Consider the following 21,782-nt stretch of genomic DNA (forward strand, 5'->3'; position numbering starts at 1 on the left):
ACCATTAACCAAATTAGTAACCGGAGGCAACATGTCAACTTCAAACGCTGCTGCACAACGTCAGCAAAAATGGAAGAGCTTGATCTTCCCGATGCTTACTGTATTTATCGGCTTTTTTATCTTTGGATTTTCGGAAAATGTGAAAGGGCCTGCCATCCCGCGGATTCAAAGCGACTTCTTTCTGGATGAAATGCAGATTGGCACCCTGCTCTCGCTAAATTCGCTAGGCTATTTGTTGGCCTGCTCCTTTACAGGTCTTCTGATTCATAAATGGGGTGTACGGTGGATCAGTATTGCCTCCTTCGTCTTAATGGCGTTGACCGGTGTGCTGATGTTCTATTCCACGACCTACTCCACCTTATCGGGCTCCTATTTCCTGATGTACGTAGGCAACGGCATGCTGGAGATCGCGCTTGCCGTGCTTGGTGCGCAGATCTTCGTTCGGAATACGGGGACGATGATGAACCTGGCCCATTTCTTCTATGGTCTCAGTTCCATCGTTGCACCGATGCTGGCAACCGGACTGATGCGGGTGTCGATCGGCGGCCATGTCCTGGACTGGCGGGGAATGTATCTGATCGTACTGATGCTGTCTCTAATTCCGGTTATTCCGGCTCTACTGGGGCGATTTACTCCACCTGCATCCGAGGACACTGTAGAGAGAATCTCCATCAAGCAATTTATGCGCGATCCGGTCATTTGGATGCTGGTTATTATTTTATCCTTCGGCGTCATTTCCGAAATGGCCGTCGGCGGCTGGCTCGTTAACTATCTGGAAAAGGCCTACCAGTGGAATTCCACCGCAGCCTCAGGGATGCTGTCCGCCTTCTTCCTTTGCTTCACGCTGGCTCGGCTATTGCTTGGACCCATCACGGATAAGATCGGCTACACCCTGTCATTGATCATTCTCGCCGGCTTTTCCGCCGCCTCGACCTTTGTTGCCATTGTTGCCGGCGAACCCGGTGCCTTCCTGTTCGCGCTTGCGGGCGTAGGCATCGCCCCGGTCTATCCGACTGTCATGGCGCTCATCGCAGACCGCTATCGCGGCAACAGCGATACGGCCATCAGCTTCATCGTCACGCTGATGGGGGTCGGCAGCATGCTCGGCAATTATGCCATTGGCGCTATCATTACGGGAATCCGCAAGCTCTTCGAGCAGGGAGATAACGCCCAGCTTGGACTGCTGCGCGGTCTGCAAGCAGGCTACGGATTTATCGGCGTATGCGCCCTCGTCTGCTCTCTGGCGAGCTTGGTCCTCTATATGTATCTGAAGCGGAGAAAAGAGTTGCTCTAGAATAGGCGGACTCATTTGTCAGGGTAGCGTAATAAGTAAAGGAGTAGTCCGATAAGTCCGCAAAATAAAAAGTTGGGCGAGAAAAGGTGCTAACCCTTTTTCGCCCAACTTCGTTTGCTTGCTCTTGCAGCTCTAATTCCACCGCATGGGATCTCATGCCGACATTCTAATGCCTTTCTGCACTATAATCGCCAAACGAGCCCCCACATCAGTAATTTTAATGCCTTTCTGCACTATAATCGCCGCACGAGCTCCCGCACCAGTAATTTTAATGCCTTTCCGCACTATGGAGTGCTACGATAAAAATGCAGTCGAAAAACACCCTCGTATGAAATAAAATGAAAGCTAATGAGGGGATGAGCGAGAATGAATCGGTACGACAAAACATTCAAAGAAGAAGCGGTAAGGTTAAGCGATGAGATCGGGCCCAAGAAAGCCGCCGAGCAGTTAGGCGTAGCCTACCACACCTTGCAGGACTGGAGGAAACGAAGAACCCTGCAAGGTGATGGAGCGCATATCGGAAGTGGCCGCGCTTATGCATCTGCCAATAAGACTACGCGTGAAATCGAATTAGAAAGAGAAAACAGCGAGTTGCGGCGCGCGAATGAGATTCTCAAGGACGCACTTGGTTTTTTCGCAAAAGACCGGAAGCGGTAAAAGCATGCCAGCTCTATGGTTACATCCGTGAACGACGGGATCGATGGACCGTCAAAGAGATGTGCAAAGTACTTGCTGTCAGCGAATCAGGCTATTACCGCAGCTTGAAGCCCACACCCAAACGAGAGCGGCAAGAACGCCTTCTGGTCAAAATCAAAGAAATCATCGAAGAATATGAAGACAACAGCAATTACGGTGCCCAGCGGATTAGGCTGGCTCTAGCGCAAAAAGAGATCGTGACCAGCTACAGCACCGTCTATCGCATCATGAAGAAGCACGGTCTGCTGAAGAAAGTGAAGCGTCATCCAAACGGCATTACACATGAGGATGCGGCAGCTCAAAAGAGCGAGGACCTGATCCAGAGAGACTTCAGCGCCTCAGCCCCCAACCAGAAGTGGCTATCGGATATCACAGAAGTGCCTTGTTTAGACGGTAAGCTGTATGTGTCCGCCATATTGGACTGTTTCAATGGAGAGATCGTGGGTCTGGCCATGGATGACAACATGCGTAAGGAACTCTGCATCCAAGCTTTTGAGAACGCCTGCAAGGCCAAAAATGCTCGTAGAATGATTTATCACAGCGACCGGGGCAGCCAATTCACGAGCCAGGCATTCCGAGCGTGTCTGGCTAAACGAGATGCCGTTCAGAGCATGAGCGGCACAGGGCGCTGCTATGACAACGCAAGAATGGAAAGCTTCTTTGCTACGCTAAAGAAAGAAAAGCTATATAAGATCAAAACCGAGCAATACCCGATGGCCTATATTAAATCGATTATCTTCCGATACATCATGGTCTATTACAACAGACAGAGGGTCTACACCTCTAATCCAGGGGGCTGGCCCCCAACTATTTATCGCGAAAGAATGCTGTCACAGGCAGCTTAATCATGGGGTTCTTCATGAGTGTGTTTTCAAACTGCACTTTTTTTGACAACTCCACTATAATCGCCGCACGAGCTCCCACACCAGTAATTTTAATGCCTTTCCGCACTATAATCGCCACACGAGCTCCCACATCAGTAATTTTAATGCCTTTCTGCACTATAATCGCCACATGAGCTCCCACATCAGTAATTTTAATGCCTTTCTGCACTATAATCGCCGCACGAGCTCCCAAATCAGTAATTTTAATGCCTTTCTGCACTATAATCACCACATGAGCTCCCACACCAGTAATTTTAATGCCTTTCTGCACTATAATCACCACACGAGCTCCCGCATCAACATTTTTAGTGCCTTTGCGCACTTATTTCTGCAGCCCATAGCACAACTCCGGTGGAGAGAGCGAGGGTGTCCTCAATCCGGCATCTAAGATGGCTTTGGGAACACCCTCTTTAGTTCTACAACGGGTTCAAAACATGGAAGAATACATTCGGCGAGGCCATCCGGTAATAATAGCTGCACCAGCCGGCCCCACGCTCATTGAAAGGATTATTGTCGCTGTAGACAAGCCGCTCCTGCTCCAGTTCTTCAATCCGCTTGACCCGTCCCTCGACATAATCGAGCAGCCGCATCGCCGCCGTGTCCAAACGTCCCGTTACACCGCTATAGCGGATATCGATGACTTCCCAGCCGAATGGCTTGAAGATGCGGAACCACTGGCTGCGGTGAGCCAGACGGAGCTCATGCACTGCCTTGATCAAAGCCGGCAGCACCTCCTCTGCAATCCTTCTCAATTCCGCATGGTTGCCCTCATCATAAGCCCGCTTCACTTCAATGCCCAGCTCGCTCTTCTGCTTCAGCACCGCGCATAGCTTCTGCGGCACATCAAAGATATAGTCCAGTTCGGCGTCCTTCACACGGTTAGCTGCAAATTCCTGCTCCAGCTTCGCGTAATGATCGGCCATCGGCAATCCTTCGATCTGCTTATCGAACAGGCCGAGCAATACATCCTGATACAAAAGGAATTTCGATGGATTACTCTGCTTGTGATTGCCCGGCACTGCTCCTGGCGTCTCATCGAGATCCTTCAGGCGAAGGAAGGTCTCGGCTTCAATGCCGGTACAGAATTTCACCCGGTCAGATACCTGCTCCCAGGATGGAGAGCCCGCAGTATAGGCATGCTCAGCATAGAATTGCAGACCTAGCAATGCCCCGAGCGGCGTGCTCTCATTGCCGTCATCCCCCCACATGGTGGCATAGATCTCGGTGATGCCCTCTCTCTTGCACACTTGAAGCGCTGAATCCGTTGCCTTGAGTGACAAGCCGTAGTTGACCCCAAAGGTGTTGAAGACCCACACTGCCCCGGCGAACACCAGGTTGCAGCCAAGCGGTCGATGCTTCGCAATCAGCTTCTCGTAATCCTCCTGCTCGGTATGGTAGTAATCCCAGTACACCATGCTGACATCCTTAGGGATCCGGTTAGCCATCTCTTCAGAAATACTCGTCCCTTCCTCATAGTAAGAGTCTCCGCTCTTCGAGGCGAGCTTCAGGAACATGTCGCTCCACATCATCGGCTCCAAGCCGCGCTTGCGTGTAGCGGCCAGTACCCGCTCCAGATGCCGGGTCATAATATCGAACCGGTCATGATACCCATTGCGGTCGAGGTACTTGCCCCGTCCGAGCTCTTCCGCTTCGTCCATACCGATATGAATCTTGTTACTGCGGAATGGAGCACTTACAGCGTCGATCATTTGCTCAATCAGCGCGTTGACTGCTTCATCTCCGACCAGTAGCGCTCCTTTTGTATCCTTGTATTTAGCCACCGGCTCCCACTTCAGGAATTCCTCCAGATGCGCCAGGGTCTGAATGCTCGGGAACGCCTCAATGCCGAACTGATCCGCGTAATCATCTATTTCCTTCAGCTCATCATAGCTGTATCTGCCCCGCATATAGCCAAAATACGGCTCACTACTCAGCTCGTATGTGTCCTCCATATAAAGCTTAACTGTGTTCAGCCCCATAACAGCCATCTTGCGCAGCATGAACTTGAAGCTCTCCAAGGTCAGCACACCATTACGCGACAGGTCGAACATCGGCCCGATCGTCGAGAGATGCTGCTCTTCTTTTATCTCGAATGCAGTCTTGCTTCCCGCATGCTGGATCAGTAAGCCCAATCCCCGGAAGAATTGATGCTTCTTTTCATGTCTTATGTAAGCCTTGCCCTGAGCAAGCCCTACCTCCAGACCTTGGCTCGAGGCGGACACCTCGACCTTCAGACCTTCTTCATCCTGTTCGATTCCGAGCTCCGGTGCCAGCACCTGAATGCCTGATAACAGACCTGATAGTTCTCCTGTAAAATGCAGCTTCATAATAATCCTCCTTCATAAATAATCCCGTTAAATAACTACATCGAATATTGTTCTTGCTTTTCGCTCAAGCCTTGCTTAATATCATTCCCGCTAGGATTCTGGAACACACGCAGACCAAACTCCGGCGCGATCGCCAGAATATGATCAAAAATATCAGACTGAATCCCTTCATAGACAGCCCATCTCGTATCGTTCGTAAACGCATAGACCTCCAAAGGCAGTCCTGTCTCCCCAGGCTCCAATTGTCTGACAATCAACGTCATTTCCTGATGAATCTGCGGATGATTCTGAAGATAATTTTGAATATACATCCGGAAAACTCCGATATTCGTAAGGGCTCTCCCGTTGACTCTATTGGACGTATCAATTTGCCTATCGGCATGGTAGGCTGCAATTTCCTGCTGCTTGCTTGATATATAATTCGTGAGCAGATGGATGCCCTTGAACCTGTTGATCATCTCTTCCGTGCAGAAGGTGATACTGCTGGTGTCTATGAATAAGGAGCGCTTGATCCGCCGGCCGCCTGCATTTTGCATGCCCCGCCAATTTTTGAAGGAATCCGAAATCAGCGCATAGCTCGGAATCATTACAATGGTCTTATCCCAGTTCTGAACCTTGACCGTATTGAGGGAAATATCTATGATATCTCCGTCTGCACCATACTTCGGCATTTCAATCCAGTCCCCGACTCGCACCATATCATTGGAAGCCAATTGAATACCTGCAACCAGCCCCAGCAAAGAATCCTTAAAGACCAGCATGATCACTGCCGAAAGCGCCCCAATCCCGCTCAGCAACAGCAACGGGCTCTTGCCGATCATACCCGAAATAACAAGAATCCCGCCGATAATGTAGACAAAGATCTTCACTACCTGGATATAGCCCCGGATCGGACGGGACTTGGAGACCTCATAGGTCCGGTAAATATCGTTAACCGCATTTAGAAAAGCATTGATCACTAAAATGGCAACGATTATGACGTAAATTCCGACACATTTTATAATAACCTGCTGATAGGCAGGAAAAACCGACGAAAAGTTATAAATGATCACTGCAGGAACAAAATGAGATAGCTTATGGAACACCTTCCTTTCCAGAAAAATGTTATCCCATTGGAATCGATTGTTATGAATCGCCTTCGTAAGGATCTTTAATACAACCTTCTTAGTTACAAAGTTCGCAACTATACACAATGCGGCGATCGCTACGATCAAGAGCAAGTTGGTCAGATACACTGCTGTCTTATTCCCCACCCCGATATCCTCGAACATTGCTTTAAAAAAATCCATATCCGCCTCCGTCTTTTTCAAATTATAATTTAGATAGAACATTTCACACTTATGCCTCTTCTACATAGTTTCTTATCGTCCATTTTTATGGTTTATAAATTAGTATAACATCTTTCTATTGTCCCCCCTTACAAAATAATGATAATGTCGGTTTTTGTTACATAGTGTTGGAATTTGTCGAAATTTGTCTTATATTTAAATTTATACAAGTTTGTAGAGGTGGACATGACAAACACAATCAGCAAGACAATTATCCTAATTCCATCCCTTGAACCGGATGAGAAGCTTCCCGACTATGTGCAACAGCTCCAAGGATACGGCTTTGTCCATATCGTCATTGTTGATGACGGCTCCGGAGAGACGTTTCAGCCCCTATTCGCAGAGTTGTCCCGTCAGGGCTGCATCGTGCTGCGGCACACGGTGAATCTGGGCAAGGGAGCTGCACTAAAGACCGGGTTCCTGTATATTGAGCAGCAGCTCCAGGATGCGGCTTGCATTGTAACGGCTGATTCAGATGGACAGCATGCAGCGGAGGACGTGTACCGGCTTGCAAAGGAAGCCGCTCTCAGACCGGAGGCGCTGACCCTGGGTGTTCGGGATTTCAGCAAAGGCGGAATTCCGCCTAAGTCATTGATTGGCAATCGTATTGCCTCCTCCATGTTCGCCTTATTGTACGGCAAGCAGCTGTCGGATACCCAGACCGGGCTTCGTGCTTTTGGCCCTCAATTGCTTCCTTTTTTCCAGAACATTCGTGGCTCCCGGTTTGAATATGAACTGCAGATGCTCATCTCCTGCATCCATGCCGGCGTACCGATTTCCACCTTGCCGATCCAGGTTATTTATGAACACGGAAATACGGGGACGCATTTCAGGGCGATTCGGGATAGCTTCAGGGTCATGAGGGTTCTTTTTACCGGCTTTCTGCAATTTATTCTTTCTTCATTAGGCAGCTCGGTGGTTGATCTTGGCATTGCCTGGCTGTTAATGGATACTCTACGTCCCATGCTCGAGGAGCAAGCTTTTCTAAGAATCTGGATTGCGACAGTAACGGCCAGAGTCGTCTCCATCGGTGTTAACTACTTGCTGAACAAGCATTTTGTCTTTCGAAAAAAGAACAGCAGCGGAAGTCTGTGGCGTTATCTAGCCTTGTGCGCTCTCGTGATTATGCTGTCCAGCGGCGGAGTATATATGATTCACACCGTTTTCCTAATAGATGAAAAAATAGCGAAGCTCATTTGTGATGCTTTACTGTTCCTGCTAAGCTACCAGGTACAGCAGCGATGGGTATTTGCAGCAAGGGGGCATCGGTTGCCTTGAAGAACGAAAAGCGGCAGCATGCACTGTTTATCGTCACAATCATTTTAATGTCCATCTACTTGCTGTGGCGGTTGATCTTCACCCTTCCCTTCGATGAAGGGCCGTTGAATGCTGTATTTGGGATCTTATTATATTTGGCCGAGGCGCTCACCGTATTGACGACCTTTGAGCTCTTTTTTCAGAAAATGCAGAAGAAGCGCTCCACGCTGGATTTCCCAGTCATCCCGGAGGAGGAGTATCCGGATGTGGACGTATTCATCGCCACGCATAATGAGCCGGTCGATTTATTGTACAAGACCGTCAATGCCTGCACGTTCATGGACTATCCCGACAAGCGGAAGGTTCATATTTATTTGTGTGATGACGGAGGCCGGGCCGAGGTAGAGGAGCTCGCGAAGCAATTCGGTGTCGGATACCTTGGCTTTCCGGACAATAAGGAAGCTAAATCAGGCAACTATAACAACGCGCTCAGCAAAACCTCCTCCCCGCTGATCGCAACCTTTGATGCCGATATGATTCCACAGCATACGTTCCTGATGAAGACGGTACCCTATTTCCTGATCGACAAGTCCATACAAGGCCAGGACGTGTGGCTGCCCCGAAGCCGGAAGGGCAAGCGCAGCGCATCCCTCAAGATCGGACTGGTTCAGACTCCGCAGAGCTTCTATAACCCGGACTTATTCCAATTCAACCTATACGCGGAGCAAGAGATCCCGAACGAACAGGACTTCTTCTCAAGGGAAGTCAATATTTTGCGCAATGCCTCCAATGCAGTGGCTTATACTGGCAGCAACACGGTCATATCCCGCCAAGCGATGGAGGAGATCGGCGGTTTTCCGTTAAGGACCATCACTGAAGACTTTGAGACGAGCGTCCGCCTTCAGCAGGCCGGGTATATTACTTATGCCACAGATGAAGTTCAGGCCGCCGGACTGACCACGACAACCATCAAGAGTATGATAAAGCAGCGTATCCGATGGGCTCGGGGCATTATTCAAAGCTTGCAGAACACCCGTGCCATCGTGTCCAGGAAGCTTCCTTTCTGGACGAGAGTGACCTATTTAAGCAGCTTTTTGTATTGGTGGTCCTTTTTTAACCGGTTAATCTTTATTCTGGCGCCGATTCTGTTTGCGCTGTTTGATTTTAAAATCGTAAATACCGGCTTTTGGGAGATTCTGATCTTCTGGTTGCCTTCGTACTTCTGTTACAGCATGTCGATGCGTTATCTGTCCAGCAACATCCGCAATCAACGATGGAGCCAGGTCATAGATACGATACTCATGCCTTATTTGATCCTCCCAGTCCTGCTGGAAACGTTGGGAATTCATGAACGCAGGTTCAAGGTCACGAGCAAGAACAAGAGCAAGAACAACCGGAGGCAATGGTTGACTTCCCTGCTCTATGCCCTGCCGCATCTCGTTCTGCTGCTGCTCTCGGTTGCGGCGATCGTCCGGTTCGCCTATGGAAAGTACGGTCTGGCGCTGTTATACAGCAGTGTCATCCTGTTCTGGCTCGTTTATAATATGGTCGCGCTGATCTATGCCCTGTTCTTCATGATCGGCCGCCGTGCTTACCGTGAATCTGAACGTATCCGGGCTAATGAAGAGGTGACGATCACCTGGGAAGGCAGCCCGGTGGACTATCGGGTCCGCACCGTCGACGTCTCGGAGCAGGGCGTCGCCCTCTATATAGGAAAGCCGCTTTATCTGCCGCAGGAAAAGGATCTGATTCTGACCGTTCGAACAACGCGATACAAGGCCAGGCTGAAGGCAGTCATCATCTATGTGAAGCCCGACGGCCAGGGATGGCGCTATACCGCCAAGGTAGAGCCGCTCAGCGAGCAGGACAAGCGTCAATATATGCAGATCATCTATGACCGGAAGCATTCGCTGCCCGAGCAGATGAACTTGTGGGATACGGCTTACGACGATATGCTTCGCAATATCAAAAAACGGATCGATTCGCCCCTATCGGATCAACGTGCCCGGCCGCGGATCCCCCTCAGATTGTCTGCGTTCTTCTCGAACGGGGTGATTTGCACGCTGCGCAGCTTCAATTATGATTTCTTCACCGCCTCCGGCTTTATCGGGGAAATGCCTGCCGGAACGTCCGTGACTTTTGCTACGCGCAGCCGGATCGAAGTACAGGTGCGCTACACAGGAAAGACAACGATTCACGGAGAGGCGCTGCTGGAGGTCGAGAACATCGATGCTCTGGTGGAACAGGGGCTGCTTGAGCAGCTGCTGGAGGACTTGACCAACCCGCATGTACATGCTGAAATTGCGGCTACGAGAGAGGAGCAGAGTACGCGATGATTTCTTTTCCATGGATAACCGCAGTCCTGTTGATTCTTTCCTTCGCTGGCTATATGCTGTTCGTTCGGAGAACGCTGACCTTGCCTTGGGAGTTCATTCCCGTATTCGTGTTCTCGTCGATCGCTGTGATCGTGTTCTTCTGCGGGCTGGCAGGTCAGCTACGGACAGGCAGTCTTGTCTTGTTAGGGCTGGGACTGCTGGCCTTGATCGCCGCGCTGTTCCTGCGGACAGGCTGGAGAGCCGCGCGCCGTACGCCGCCGTCCATCTATCAGCTCGCCTTCTTCGCAGGCAGCCTTCTGTTTCTGCTGGTCCTGTTCCAGAACCGGCTGACGCACTACGATAACTTCTCTCACTGGGCTATCGTCCTGAAGCAGATGCTGAGCACCGACGCATTTCCGGGGCCGAACTCCCCGTTGATCGATTTCAAAAATTATCCGCTCGGCACCTCGTCCTTTCTCTATTATGTGTGCCGGTTTGCGGGCCATGCCCAGCCTGTTATGCTGCTTGCCCAGGGGCTTCTGATCTTCTCCTGCTTCTACGCCATGTTCGGGATCATCTCGGAAAAGAGGCGCTTCCTGCTCGCTGCTTTTCTCGGAATGGGTCTGTCTTCCTTATCGTTCTTTAATATTACGATCCGTATCAGTAATCTGCTCGTGGACTTCCTGCTGCCGATCTATACGCTGGCGATCTTTGCGATAGTTCATCATTACCGCGACCGGCTTAAAATGGCATGCCTGGTCGTTATTCCGCTTGCGGGCCTGCTGACGGTCATCAAGAGCACCGGGATTATTTTCGCCGCCATCGGTCTGTTGTACCTGGTCTATGTCTGGCTGAGAAGCGGGGGCCGCGCCATCTTACGGCTTGCCCCGGCAGTCATCGCTACGCTCTGCGGGTCGGTGCTCCCTTATTTCGGCTGGGACTGGCGGATGAAGACGGTCTTTCGTGGGGTTGAAAATAAATTCGACATCGCTGCCGCCGGCCTTCAAACGGAGAAGACCCCGGAGCAAATGTCGGAGATCCTCTCCCTGTTTGTGAGCTCCGCGACCGACCTGTCCACCCGGCCTGCGCTTGGCATTGCCGCTTTTCAAGCTGCTGCGATTCTGGCCTCTATATTTGCGGCGTTCATGCTGAAGAAGAAATGGAATCTGTGGAAGGCGCTCATCGCCCTCGATATCGTGGTTATTCCGTATTATGCGGGAATTCTGGGGCTGTACCTCTTCTCCATGCCGCTGGATGAAGCGATTGTACTGGCCGGCTTCGAGCGCTATACCTCCAGTATCGTGGTCCTGTTCACCGGGGGATTGGTGCTCTGCGCCACCGTCGATATCGAGCGGTCCTTTCATTATAAGCTCGGCGAGGTTCCCCGCCATCGCGCCTTCAAGAGCGTGCGGAACAAAGGCTATTATCAAAAAGGGATCTGGGCCTGTACGGCCATCGCCGTGACGCTTCTGTTGTCGGAGTATAACGGCATGCAGTCGATTGCCAAGGACTACGAGAACACACTGCCCCACAAGGTGCACCAGGTGACCGGAGACCGTTGGTATGACAACGGCCAGGAGGATCAGAACCGATATTTGTTCTATAGCTCGGATGCGGACATGCAGGTGACTAATTATTACTTGCAGTATATCGGGAGATACTACCTGTACGCCCCGAATGTCGATGGCATTGTGTTGTTCTATGAAGACAATATGGATAACCTGCTGAGCGGGTATGATTATTTTGTCGTGGTAGAGAGTGACCCTGACGGGAACCGACTGCTGAAGAAGCATTACGGGCTTGAAATGCAGGAGGGAATTTACAAGATAATCCGCTCCGGGGAACAGATTGAGCTTGCATTGCAGTGAGATACATCTGCTGTTAAGTGTGCAGTAGTGGAAGAACAGTTGAACATCGGATGGCGAGTTAGAGGGGCAACGTGTGAAGGGTTGCTACGATCGCTGTTGTTCGCGGATTTCTATGATTGGACTAGGTTCTAACAAAGGAGAAATCCGTTCACAAAGGCGAACGCTGACGCTCTATGCTTCCGAAGCAGCTTTCTTGCAGAAAGCTTTTACTTCACAACCCTTCACACTTATGCCCTGGCTACTTCACCTTTGAAGTTCAACTGAAATGCAGTTTGCACATGGATGAGCCATAAGCAGAACTGCAATGAGCTTGCCGCCTTCGGAATCATGCAAGCAGGGTATCACTCGCGCTAGAGTTGCGCCCTGCTCTAATGATGCTCCAAGCCTTGCACCGAAACTTCGCCTGTCCTGCCAGTACTGAAGTTTCTCCCAACTTAACTTGACTCACCGGCATTCCACCTTACTCCGGACTTCATCCGCTCTTCTTGACCAACCTTACTTCTGCTCATGCTCATCCGTTCGCGATTTAATGAAATTACTTCCCTTAAAATCTTCATTCGACGCGCAAACCCACATTTAGTGAAAAAACTTACCTTAGATCGCCAGTAACTAGCCAAACCCGCGTTTTAGTCCACTTTAAGTACAAAAATTTCACTATATCCGCATTTCTATCATTTCCACTGAATTTAAGGTAACTTTTTTCACTGGATACGTATGATCGTATTTTCATGCGAACGAACGATCACTGTCATGTTGCGAAACACCGCACCCTGGGAGCCTCGCTCGGTACGAGGTGTACGTATGCGTACTTGGTGGGTATATTGCTGAATCTACTGGAATAACTCTTGCCCTGCGGGTTTGTCGAGATTGGGGTGCCCAATGATATACGGTGTTGTCTATTTACTGTTTACTGTGCAATAGCAATTAGTGGGTTGAACTGCAGTTAGCACGCAGGGAGGACAGCCGTGTGAAATGATCCTACAATCGCTGTTGTTCGCGGATTTCTATAATTGGACTAAGTTCTAGCAAGGGGGAAATCCGCTCACAAAGGCGACCGCTCCGCTTTTTCAGATTCATTTCATACTCTTGCCCTAACTTCGCGCTTATTGGCTTCAACTGCAATGCAGTTTGCACATGAATATGTCTAAGCTGCATTGCAATACGCTTGTCGCCTATGCGCACAAACAGGATAATCAGACTGGCCATTCCAGTCTTGCTTCGAACTTCACTCGTCCTACCTAATCAGCCTCATTCTGGTCACGCTTCAGTGAAGTCTGCAGTGCATCAGCTCCATCCGGCACAGTATAGCCGGATGACGAGCCTATACTGAATCGGAGTGCTTTGGCTACCGCATGAAGGGCTGTGTGTGAGCTACTATAGTGCATTTCAGCACTATAATGCCGAACTCAAGAGCCTGCTTAAAGGGCATAAGTGTGAAGTGTGCTGTAGAAGCGAAGCGTTCGCCTTTGTGAGTGGATTCCTACAATCCCAGATTTTATTTAATCAAAAGGAATCCGCGAACAACAGCGATCGTAAGCACACTTCACACGTTGCCCCAGCAACGCAGAATCATTAATCCGGCTTTTATTGCTGTTTAAACATTGTGCTGCGCACTTGCACTAAAGTGCGCAAAAGCGGCGAGTTAAGCTGGATAACCTTATAAATTCCTTAGAATTATCCTGTACTCTGGTCTCATCACTAGAGAAAAGGATGAAGCCTTATGAACGATATTCTGCTGAAGACACAGGATTTATGCAAGTCCTTTAAAGGACAAAAAGCGGTACATCATGTCTCCTTATCCATTCCGGAGAATACTGTATATGGACTTTTAGGCCCAAATGGCGCGGGAAAATCTACCCTACTAAAAATGCTGACGGGCATGCTTCGCCCAACCTCAGGCAGTATTCTGTTCCGGGGGGAGGATTGGACCCGCCGTCATTTATCACAAATTGGCGCCTTGATCGAGTCTCCCCCGTTATATGAAAATTTAACGGCAAGGGAAAATCTGAAGGTTAGAGCCACACTGCTCGGTCTGCCTGATTCGCGCATGGATGAGGCGCTGCAGGTGGTGGGGCTGAATCACACCGGCAAGAAGCGCTCGGGTCAGTTCTCAATGGGAATGAAGCAGCGTCTTGGCATTGCTATTGCCCTGCTCAACCATCCCAAGCTGCTCATTCTCGACGAACCCTCTAACGGGCTTGATCCGATTGGCATTCAGGAGCAGCGTGAGATGATTCGCTCCCTAACGAAGCATGGAATCACCGTCATCTTATCCAGTCATGTACTGTCAGAGGTGGAGCAGGTTGCTGATCACATCGGAATAATGGCAGGGGGCGTTCTGGCCTATCAGAGTGTTATCCTTCCCGGCGAAAGTCTGGAGTCCTTATTTATGCAGATTGTCTCAGAGCATCAGAGGGAGGAACGCTAAAATGAGGGTATACATTCATGCCGAGCTGCTAAAATTGAGACGAACCTTTACCGCCAGACTTGTCTGGCTAGCTCCCTTGCTGACCCTGCTGCTATGCGCCGGACTGATGGCCGGCACCTTCTTTCAGACCGCTAGCTATAACTGGTGGTATACGATGATTCTGCCAGGAGCACTATCGCTTATGAGTATCGGAATGATTCAGAAGGATCGAAAAAAGCTGAAATACCGTGCCATTTTTGGACTTCCAGCTTCTCTTGGCAAGGTCTGGCTAGGCAAAATCGGGGCTATCTCCCTCGTGCTCTTCGCCTCAACCTTTCTTTTGTTTGCGGGGATTACGCTCAGTGGATTTGTGCTTCCCTCTGCCCTGAATTTGAAAGATAGCTTGACTGCCTTTTCATTGCTTGTCCTCACCGTTCTCTGGCAGATTCCGCTGTGCATGTATTTGACCATGAGACTCGGCATGTACGGTGCATTACTCTTGAATCTCTTGGGAAATGTGATGGCTATAGGTTCATTTGCGACTACAGAACTGTGGTGGGTCATTCCCTATGCTATTCCCGCCAGACTGATGTGCCCTGTAATAAATACACTCCCCAATGGTCTGCCTGTGCCGGCGGGAGATCCGCTGCTGGAGCAAGGTGTTCTTTTGCCGGGAGTTCTGATTGCGCTGGGCTGGTTCCTGTTACTGTCATTGCTGACAATGCAGGCTTTCAAACGTCGGGAGGCACGATAAAATGACGACTTACTGGCGCAGCTTCTACTCTGAGCTGATTAAGCTCAAGCGACAGCCCCTAGTGTGGATCCATCTGCTTGTTCCGCTTGCCGGTATCGCTATCTTTCTTGGTTACTATGGCTACACCCCTTTCTCTCCAGCGAGCAAAATAAGCGCTTATATGCAGGTGCTGGCTATTGCCTTTCCAACCATGATCGGAATCGTATGCAGTGTCGCCGCAGATCAGGAGGCCTCCGCCGGGAACTATCAACAGTTGCTTGTCTCGCCGAACCGGCTCGCCTCTCTTGCTGCAAAGCTTACCCTGCTCCTGCTCTTGGGGTATTGCAGTTCTCTTCTCGCTGCTGCGGGATTTGGGGCAGGCTTTATGTACATCTTGAAGCAGCAGGCCATTTTTGATCCGGTCTTCTATGTAGAAGCCGCCTCCCTCTTATTCGGAAGCTGCCTATTTCTCTACTTCCTGCACCTGTTCATTAGTCTGCGCTTCGGCAAGGGAGCCTCCATTGGGCTAGGGATCGTAGAGAGCCTGGTTGGCGCATTGCTCCTCACCGGATTGGGTGATCATATCTGGATATACTTCCCCAGTGCTTGGCCTATCCGGATGATAACCATCTGGATGCAGTATGGCATAGCAAGCAGAGACATGCTACCCGCCGAACTATTACTCTGGCCAGGTATTCTATGGTGTACAGGCGCAACGGTGATCAGCATGATAATATTAGGACATTGGTATGGACGTTGGGAAGGAGCCCAATCCGTGGAGTAATCAAGTTATGAAAATACACAGGTTGGCAAGGAGCAGAGGAGGGGATGACATTGGCACATATTCTTGCTGTAGACGATGAACCGGCTGTTTTGGCCCTGCTGCAACATACCTTACAAAAGGAGGGTCATTTAGTAACGGTTCTATCAGAAGCATCGTTAGTATTGGATACACAGCTGGGAAGCTTTGATCTTATCTTGCTGGATGTGATGATGCCCGGAATCGATGGATTCACCCTTTGCCGGCAAATTCGCGAAAAGGTGGACTGTCCGATTCTATTTCTAACCGCAAGGTCTATGGAGTCAGACATCATGGAGGGACTTGGTGTTGGAGCAGATGATTATTTGACCAAGCCCTTCGGGGCAGGTGAACTGCGAGCCCGCGTTCATGCCCACCTAAGGCGGGAAAAACGAGAACGGCGGAATATCTATTCCGTGGGTGAAGCTTATTTCAACTTATCGGGCAAGGAGCTTATAGTAAATGAACGTCCGGTTCCATTGACTCGCAGTGAGTATATGATCTGTGAATTTCTTGCTCTGCACCGCGGACAGGTCTTTTCCAGAGAACAGATTTACGAGGCCGTCTTCGGTTATGACAGAGATAGTGATTCTTCTACCATTGTGGAGCATATCAAGAATATCCGGGGTAAATTAAACCGGCTGCAATTTGCTCCCTTTGAGACCGTATGGGGGATCGGATATCGATGGAAATAATCAACCCCAAGCCCAGACGCTCAGCGACCCGCTTGCGTACGCTCTTTCTGAAGTATCTGGCTATTTTTGGTGTCGGGACCATCTGCTTGCTGCTCATGATGGTCTTTCTGTTCTCCTTGTCCCTATCTTCGGGGATTCTGTTGCCCGCCAACTATGCGGAAAAACAGGTAGCAGAGGTTCGAACCGCCATTTTAGCCGGTCAGCAGCTGCCGGCGGAGGACCCGGAGCGACTATATATATACGGGAGATATACCCCGGAAGGAACCCTGCTGGAAGGAAGCCTGGCTGTCAAGCCAGGGAGCCGGATCTGGAATCGGCTGCAGGCTGCAGATTCAACGTATGATTTTCCATACGGGTATTTAAAGGTGTCCTTTCAAAATGAAATTTATATGTTTCGTTATCTTCTTACGGTACAGTTCCACAATCCTTCGCTGCGAGGAATCTTCCCGCATGTGGAGTTTATCCTGCTGGTTATTTTTTGCATTGCTTTTCTGGGAGGAACCATCGGACTGTCCTCTTCCTTTGGCCGAAGGCTGGCTGACAAGATGAGCGTCCTTCAAGAGACCACCCGAAAAATACAGGCCGAGGATCTGAATTTCACGGTACAATTCAGCGGGATTGCAGAAATTGACCACATCCTTCAATCCATGGATCAAATGAAGACTGCACTCAAGAAGTCACTTACGCAGCAATGGAGGCTTGAGCAAAATCGGCGAATGCAAATCTCCGCATTAGCTCATGATATCAAGACACCCCTAACGATTATCCGCGGTAATGCAGAGCTTCTCTCCGAGACAGAACAGACAGAGGAACAGAAGCTGTATACGGAGTATATTACAGATAGTACCGCTCAGTTGGAGAGCTATATGAAGTCGCTGATTGAAATGGTTTATGCAGAAAGCTCCCTCTCTTATCATCCAGCAGCTATAGACCTGCAGAAATTTAAGGACAAGCTAAGCGGACAAATGCTGGCATTAGCTGCCCCAATAGATATCTCGGTGTCTTGTGTCTCAGTCCCCGGATTGCCTGACTCCCTGCACGGCGATTCCGCATTGCTGGAAAGAGCCTTGATGAATATCATTTCCAATGCTATGGATCATGCCCCTGGAGGAAGTACGGTCAAGATGACGATCGGAATGGAGGATGACTATATCCGGTTTTGTATAACCGATGAGGGTCCAGGCTTCTCGCCTGAGGTGCTTCGACGAGCGGCCGAGCAGTTCTATATGGGGGATTCCTCCCGAAGGCTGCAAGGACATTATGGCATGGGTTTATATATTGCCCGATTTATAGCCCAACTGCACGGCGGAAATCTGAACATTGCGAATAGAACTTCCTGCCCCGGTGGTGAAGTATCACTTGATATTCCAGCATTTCGACAAAATTAGATTCTTTTTTCGCAGAGTTTACGTAGAATTAAAGATTTTACACAGAGTTTACAAAACCAAGCACCTCCTTTTTTTCAGATTATGTACAATAAAAGGGATGCAGGCAATACAGCACAAAGTCAACCGAATCGTGCTTGCCTGGCTATATTTTGAACTTGTACTTAACGGAGGCAAGGTCATATGGAGCTTACGGATTATAAAAAACAAGGACCCCGTTATTTGAACCGCGATCTTAGCTGGGTCGAATTTAATCGCCGCGTGTTGATGGAAGCAAAGGATGTTACCACCCCCTTATTGGAAAGGGCTAAATTTCTATCGATCGTGTCGAGTAATCTGGATGAGTTCATGAGTGTTCGCGTGGCCGGCATTCAGGACCAGATCCGTGCCGGATATTCCAAGAAGGACTTCTCCGGCTATACCCCTGAAGGTCTGTATAAACGTCTGATTTCCCGGGTATCGGCCATGGTCTCCGAGCAATACCGGACTTTTAGAGACATATTGAGACAGCTGGCAAAAGAAAACATCGTCTTCCTTGACTATGCTGAGCTTAACGGAGTGCAGCGCAAAGCCATGGAGACGTATTACCATGATATCGTATTCCCGGTACTCACCCCGATGGCCGTCGATCAGAGCCGCCCCTTTCCCCTCGTTCACAACGGCTTTGTTTATTTGGCGGTTGTACTTATGCGCGATAATGGAGCTGTCCGGAATGATGATGAAGAGGATCAGGAGCCTTACTTTGCAATCGTGCAAATTCCTTCCAACCTGTCTCGCATTATTCCGCTTCCGCATAACTCCAATAGCAAGAAGCAGTCCTTCATTCTGATTGAAGAGCTGATCCGTCATCATATTCAGACGCTGTTCAGCGGCTATGTTCCCCTTGCGGTGCATGAATTCAGGCTAACGCGCAATGCTGACCTGGCATTGGATGAAGAAGGCGCCGAAGACCTGCTGGAAGAGATCGAGAAGGAGCTGCGCAAGCGGCGCTGGGGCGCGCCCGTCCGTCTCGAGATCGAGGAAGGCTTCCATCCTTATGCGCTTGAAGTGCTGCAGGAGGAGTTCGAGATTCAGGACGCCGTGTTCGAGATCGACGGTCCCCTTGACTTGGGATTTCTGGGCAAGCTGCCCGGTGCCGTGAAAGGCTATTCCCGGCTGCGCTATCCTCAGATCGATCCGGTATACCCGTGGGAGTTCGCGGATAATGAGGATTTCTTCGATGTCCTGAAGCAAAGAGATGTACTGGTCTATCATCCTTATGAGAGCTTTGACGCGGTCACGGATTTTATTGTCCAAGCCTCAGAGGACCCGGCTGTTATGGCTATTAAGATGACCTTATATCGGGTCAGCGGTAACTCTCCGCTCATTCAGGCGCTGGCTAAAGCTGCGGAATCGGGCAAGCAGGTAACGGTGGTCGTGGAGCTAAAAGCACGGTTTGATGAGGAGCGGAATATTGCGTGGGCAAGAAAGCTGGAGAAGGCCGGATGCCATGTCGTCTACGGGCTGATCGGGCTGAAAACCCATGCCAAGGTCCTTCTTGTCATTCGGCAGGAAGGGCGGGAATTGAAGCGTTATGTCCATATGGGAACCGGAAATTATAACGATACGACAGCCCGGCTCTACACGGATATTGGTCTGTTCTCAACCAATCCGGCGATCGGGGAAGATGCTTCCCAGCTATTTAACCTGATTACCGGGTATTCCGATGCCGACCAATGGCAAGCCATCACGGTAGCTCCTACAGGGATGAAGGACCGGCTGTTCAGCTTGATTCAGAGAGAAGCAGAGCATGCGGCCGCAGGGCGTCCAGCCAAAATTATTGCCAAAATGAATTCCTTATCCAATCAGGAAATGATCGATGAATTATACGTGGCCTCCGGCGCCGGTGTGGATATCGAGCTTGTGGTTCGCGGCGTATGCTGCTTGCGCCCTGGTGTCGAAGGCTTGAGTGAGCGGATCAAGGTGCGCAGTATCGTGGACCGGTTCCTGGAGCACTCGCGAATTTACTATTTTGAAAATGGCGGAAATCCGGAGGTCTGGTTGTCCAGCGCGGACTGGATGACACGTAACCTGACCCGGCGGCTTGAGATCATGTGTCCAGTGACCAGCTCATCCAACCGGGAGGCCCTGGAACAAATTATGAAGCTGACACTGGCTGATAATGTGAAGGCCAAAAGACTGCTGCCTAACGGCAAATACGAGCCGATCCGCAGCTCCGAACCGGCCCTTCGCAGCCAGTTCGAAGCCCTTGATATCAGCGCATGGAAGCCGGTTGAAGCTCCCATTCCAGCTTCCGTCCCCAAGCTTTCTTGAAGTTCTTGGCCGCAGCCTCCAACTGCCTGGTCTCCAGGTAAGGATGGCTGCGGCTTTTTAGCTTCAACAGCAAGGTATCCTCCGTAATCTCGGTTTCCATCTCTTCGATGTTCTGCGTCTCTCCTGCATCCAGGGCAATGGACAATTCCACCAGGGACCCCAGCCTCAGAATTTCTTCCTCATCCTTCTCCTTCAACAGCTCTGCATACTCCTCGAGGTTTAACTTCTTGGCATGATTGGAAGGGAAATCCGCAATGAAGGCGCACAATATCGCTTCACGATGATTGAGCGCGCCAAGCGGCGCATGGGTTAACCAATACAGGGTATGCTTATCGTACTGGTGATAGCGAATCGCTCCGCCGATTTTATAAAGCATGCAGGCAGCCTTGAGCAGCCCAGTGACCGCAGGATCCGCATCATCTATAGCTTTGTATAACTGCTCCGCATAACGGCTGATTTGATGGAAATGGGCTTGGGGCGTCCGGGTATGGAAGGCCAGCAAGGACTCCGTCTGCCGCTGCAGCACCTCGCTTGCAGGCGGGACGTCTATGCCCAGCGTATCCTGCAGGAGTCCTTCGCGCAATCCCGTACCGCTGACCAAACAGCACGAGGCCTGACAGCGGTCAAACACTGCTTGCAGAATCAGAATGCCGGGAACGATAATATCGGCTCGCGCTTTGGACAGGCCATCGATCTTTCTGCGCTTCTCCAATGAAAGCTGTGGCAGTGTCTCGGCATAATATTGAACGCCCTCCGGCTCCACACAATAATGATGGGCCAATCGCAGCGGATAATTCCGCCGCCGTTGATCCATCTTGCTAAGCGTCCGAATCGTCCCTCCCAAGCCGATGAGCGGCAGGCCCGAATGACTCTCCATCCAGGACTCCTTCTCCATAAGCTGCCCCACCGCATTGCGAAGCCGTCTACAGTTCTCTTCTGTCCAGGTTTCCTCCCCTGCTCCGAACTGAACCTGGGCATTCACAGCTCCAAGCGGCAGGGAAACACTGCCTACCAGATGCCGGTTGCGGAATAACGTAATCTCGGTGCTCCCTCCGCCGATATCGACAATGAAGCCGTCCTCAACAGCCATGCCTCCTGCTACGGCGATAAAGCCGAAGTATGCCTCCTGCTCGCCGGTAAGAACCTCGATCTCCATCCCGGTGTCCCGCTCCAGAATGGCCTTGATCTCGGAGGTATTCGCTGCATTCCGGATAGCTGCTGTTGCCGCAATGCGAATCTTCGTGCAGCTATAGGCCGAGCATACCTCGCTGAATTGCCGCAAGATCGGCACAATAGATTGAATGCCTTCCTGATGCATCATGCCGTCCGCACTCATTTTCTCGCTCAACCGGGCCGATTCCTTGAATTCATTAATCAACCTGTATGCACGGCCCTCCGCCGCGGACTCATAAATGGCAAGCCGGATGGAGTTAGATCCGATATCGATAATCCCAATATTCACGTAATTATTTTGCATGGTA

Annotated in this window: 16 protein-coding genes and 1 pseudogene; 12 read left to right on the forward strand and 5 right to left on the reverse strand. The window is 50.4% G+C overall.

Features of this window, described 5'->3' with window-relative positions:
• Positions 1–31: 31 nt before the first annotated feature.
• The 3 genes and pseudogenes from TX85_RS18665 to TX85_RS18675 all read left to right on the forward strand — a co-directional run.
• A complete protein-coding gene (locus TX85_RS18665) occupies positions 32–1,294 on the forward strand; it encodes an MFS transporter (protein ID WP_044481227.1) in 1,263 nt (420 codons plus the stop codon).
• Positions 1,295–1,660: 366 nt separating this feature from the next.
• On the forward strand, positions 1,661–1,951 hold the full coding sequence (locus tag TX85_RS18670; RefSeq protein WP_044481229.1) for a transposase: 291 nt from the start codon (positions 1,661–1,663) through the stop codon (positions 1,949–1,951).
• A gap of 14 nt (positions 1,952–1,965) precedes the next feature.
• Positions 1,966–2,835 (forward strand): annotated as a pseudogene (locus TX85_RS18675) (IS3 family transposase); the annotation flags it as partial.
• On the opposite strand, the gene TX85_RS18680 reads toward TX85_RS18675, so the two are convergent.
• From TX85_RS18680 to TX85_RS18690, 3 genes are all read right to left on the reverse strand, one after another.
• On the reverse strand, positions 2,798–3,154 hold the full coding sequence (locus tag TX85_RS18680; RefSeq protein WP_044481231.1) for a hypothetical protein: 357 nt from the start codon (positions 3,152–3,154) through the stop codon (positions 2,798–2,800). The pseudogene TX85_RS18675 and the gene TX85_RS18680 overlap by 38 nt on opposite strands.
• Positions 3,155–3,290: 136 nt before the next feature.
• Positions 3,291–5,201 (reverse strand): beta-N-acetylhexosaminidase, encoded by a 1,911-nt coding sequence (locus TX85_RS18685; RefSeq protein WP_044481232.1) that lies wholly within the window; start codon positions 5,199–5,201, stop codon positions 3,291–3,293.
• Between the two features lie 35 nt (positions 5,202–5,236).
• Positions 5,237–6,490, reverse strand: coding sequence for a mechanosensitive ion channel family protein (locus TX85_RS18690; RefSeq protein WP_044481654.1), 1,254 nt, complete (start codon positions 6,488–6,490; stop codon positions 5,237–5,239).
• A 225-nt stretch (positions 6,491–6,715) separates the two neighbouring features.
• On the opposite strand from TX85_RS18690, the gene TX85_RS18695 reads away from it, so the two are divergent.
• Genes TX85_RS18695 through TX85_RS18705 form a run of 3 tightly spaced genes read left to right on the forward strand, consistent with a single transcriptional unit; the run spans position 6,716 to position 11,969 of the window.
• Positions 6,716–7,807, forward strand: coding sequence for a bifunctional glycosyltransferase family 2/GtrA family protein (locus TX85_RS18695; protein WP_049895062.1), 1,092 nt, complete (start codon positions 6,716–6,718; stop codon positions 7,805–7,807).
• The gene (locus TX85_RS18700) at positions 7,804–10,122 is read left to right on the forward strand and encodes a glycosyltransferase family 2 protein (protein ID WP_049895065.1); all 2,319 of its coding nucleotides are present in this window, start codon (positions 7,804–7,806) and stop codon (positions 10,120–10,122) included. The genes TX85_RS18695 and TX85_RS18700 overlap by 4 nt, the downstream gene beginning before the upstream one ends.
• Complete coding sequence (locus TX85_RS18705; RefSeq protein WP_044481233.1) at positions 10,119–11,969, forward strand: hypothetical protein; 1,851 nt, start codon at positions 10,119–10,121, stop codon at positions 11,967–11,969. Before TX85_RS18700 ends, TX85_RS18705 begins: the two co-directional genes overlap by 4 nt.
• A gap of 978 nt (positions 11,970–12,947) precedes the next feature.
• Here the strand turns inward: TX85_RS18705 and TX85_RS18710 are convergent.
• Positions 12,948–13,175, reverse strand: a complete 228-nt coding sequence (locus tag TX85_RS18710; protein ID WP_044481234.1) for a hypothetical protein — start codon at positions 13,173–13,175, stop codon at positions 12,948–12,950.
• A 514-nt stretch (positions 13,176–13,689) separates the two neighbouring features.
• On the opposite strand from TX85_RS18710, the gene TX85_RS18715 reads away from it, so the two are divergent.
• The 6 genes from TX85_RS18715 (at position 13,690) to ppk1 (ending at position 20,301) form a co-directional block, all read left to right on the forward strand.
• The gene (locus TX85_RS18715; RefSeq protein ID WP_044481235.1) at positions 13,690–14,397 is read left to right on the forward strand and encodes a lantibiotic protection ABC transporter ATP-binding protein; all 708 of its coding nucleotides are present in this window, start codon (positions 13,690–13,692) and stop codon (positions 14,395–14,397) included.
• A gap of 1 nt (position 14,398) precedes the next feature.
• Positions 14,399–15,130, forward strand: coding sequence for a lantibiotic immunity ABC transporter MutE/EpiE family permease subunit (locus TX85_RS18720; protein ID WP_044481236.1), 732 nt, complete (start codon positions 14,399–14,401; stop codon positions 15,128–15,130).
• A 1-nt stretch (position 15,131) separates the two neighbouring features.
• The gene (locus TX85_RS18725; RefSeq protein ID WP_044481237.1) at positions 15,132–15,893 is read left to right on the forward strand and encodes a lantibiotic immunity ABC transporter MutG family permease subunit; all 762 of its coding nucleotides are present in this window, start codon (positions 15,132–15,134) and stop codon (positions 15,891–15,893) included.
• Positions 15,894–15,943: 50 nt separating this feature from the next.
• Positions 15,944–16,603: a response regulator transcription factor gene (locus TX85_RS18730; protein WP_044481238.1), complete on the forward strand. Its 660-nt coding sequence runs from the start codon at positions 15,944–15,946 to the stop codon at positions 16,601–16,603.
• Entirely contained in the window at positions 16,594–17,991 is a 1,398-nt protein-coding gene (locus TX85_RS18735) for a sensor histidine kinase (protein WP_044481239.1), read from the forward strand. Before TX85_RS18730 ends, TX85_RS18735 begins: the two co-directional genes overlap by 10 nt.
• A 180-nt stretch (positions 17,992–18,171) precedes the next feature.
• Entirely contained in the window at positions 18,172–20,301 is a 2,130-nt protein-coding gene (gene ppk1 / locus TX85_RS18740) for a polyphosphate kinase 1 (RefSeq protein WP_044481241.1), read from the forward strand.
• On the opposite strand, the gene TX85_RS18745 is transcribed toward ppk1, so the two are convergent.
• Entirely contained in the window at positions 20,243–21,778 is a 1,536-nt protein-coding gene (locus tag TX85_RS18745) for a Ppx/GppA phosphatase family protein (RefSeq protein ID WP_044481242.1), read from the reverse strand. The genes ppk1 and TX85_RS18745 overlap by 59 nt on opposite strands.
• Between the last annotated feature and the right edge of the window lie 4 nt (positions 21,779–21,782).

This window comes from Paenibacillus antibioticophila (assembly GCF_000455265.1).
In the GTDB taxonomy this organism is placed as follows: domain Bacteria; phylum Bacillota; class Bacilli; order Paenibacillales; family Paenibacillaceae; genus Fontibacillus; species Fontibacillus antibioticophila.

Coding starts and splice junctions, on each gene's coding strand:
- TX85_RS18670 (WP_044481229.1), top strand. CDS start 1,661: ATGAATCGGTACGACAAAACATTCAAAGAAGAAGCGGTAAGGTTAAGC.
- TX85_RS18695 (WP_049895062.1), top strand. CDS start 6,716: ATGACAAACACAATCAGCAAGACAATTATCCTAATTCCATCCCTTGAA.
- TX85_RS18725 (WP_044481237.1), top strand. CDS start 15,132: ATGACGACTTACTGGCGCAGCTTCTACTCTGAGCTGATTAAGCTCAAG.
- TX85_RS18665 (WP_044481227.1), top strand. CDS start 32: ATGTCAACTTCAAACGCTGCTGCACAACGTCAGCAAAAATGGAAGAGC.
- TX85_RS18735 (WP_044481239.1), top strand. CDS start 16,594: ATGGAAATAATCAACCCCAAGCCCAGACGCTCAGCGACCCGCTTGCGT.
- TX85_RS18705 (WP_044481233.1), top strand. CDS start 10,119: ATGATTTCTTTTCCATGGATAACCGCAGTCCTGTTGATTCTTTCCTTC.
- TX85_RS18710 (WP_044481234.1), bottom strand. CDS start 13,175: ATGGCCAGTCTGATTATCCTGTTTGTGCGCATAGGCGACAAGCGTATT.
- ppk1 (WP_044481241.1), top strand. CDS start 18,172: ATGGAGCTTACGGATTATAAAAAACAAGGACCCCGTTATTTGAACCGC.
- TX85_RS18720 (WP_044481236.1), top strand. CDS start 14,399: ATGAGGGTATACATTCATGCCGAGCTGCTAAAATTGAGACGAACCTTT.
- TX85_RS18715 (WP_044481235.1), top strand. CDS start 13,690: ATGAACGATATTCTGCTGAAGACACAGGATTTATGCAAGTCCTTTAAA.
- TX85_RS18690 (WP_044481654.1), bottom strand. CDS start 6,490: ATGGATTTTTTTAAAGCAATGTTCGAGGATATCGGGGTGGGGAATAAG.
- TX85_RS18745 (WP_044481242.1), bottom strand. CDS start 21,778: ATGCAAAATAATTACGTGAATATTGGGATTATCGATATCGGATCTAAC.
- TX85_RS18685 (WP_044481232.1), bottom strand. CDS start 5,201: ATGAAGCTGCATTTTACAGGAGAACTATCAGGTCTGTTATCAGGCATT.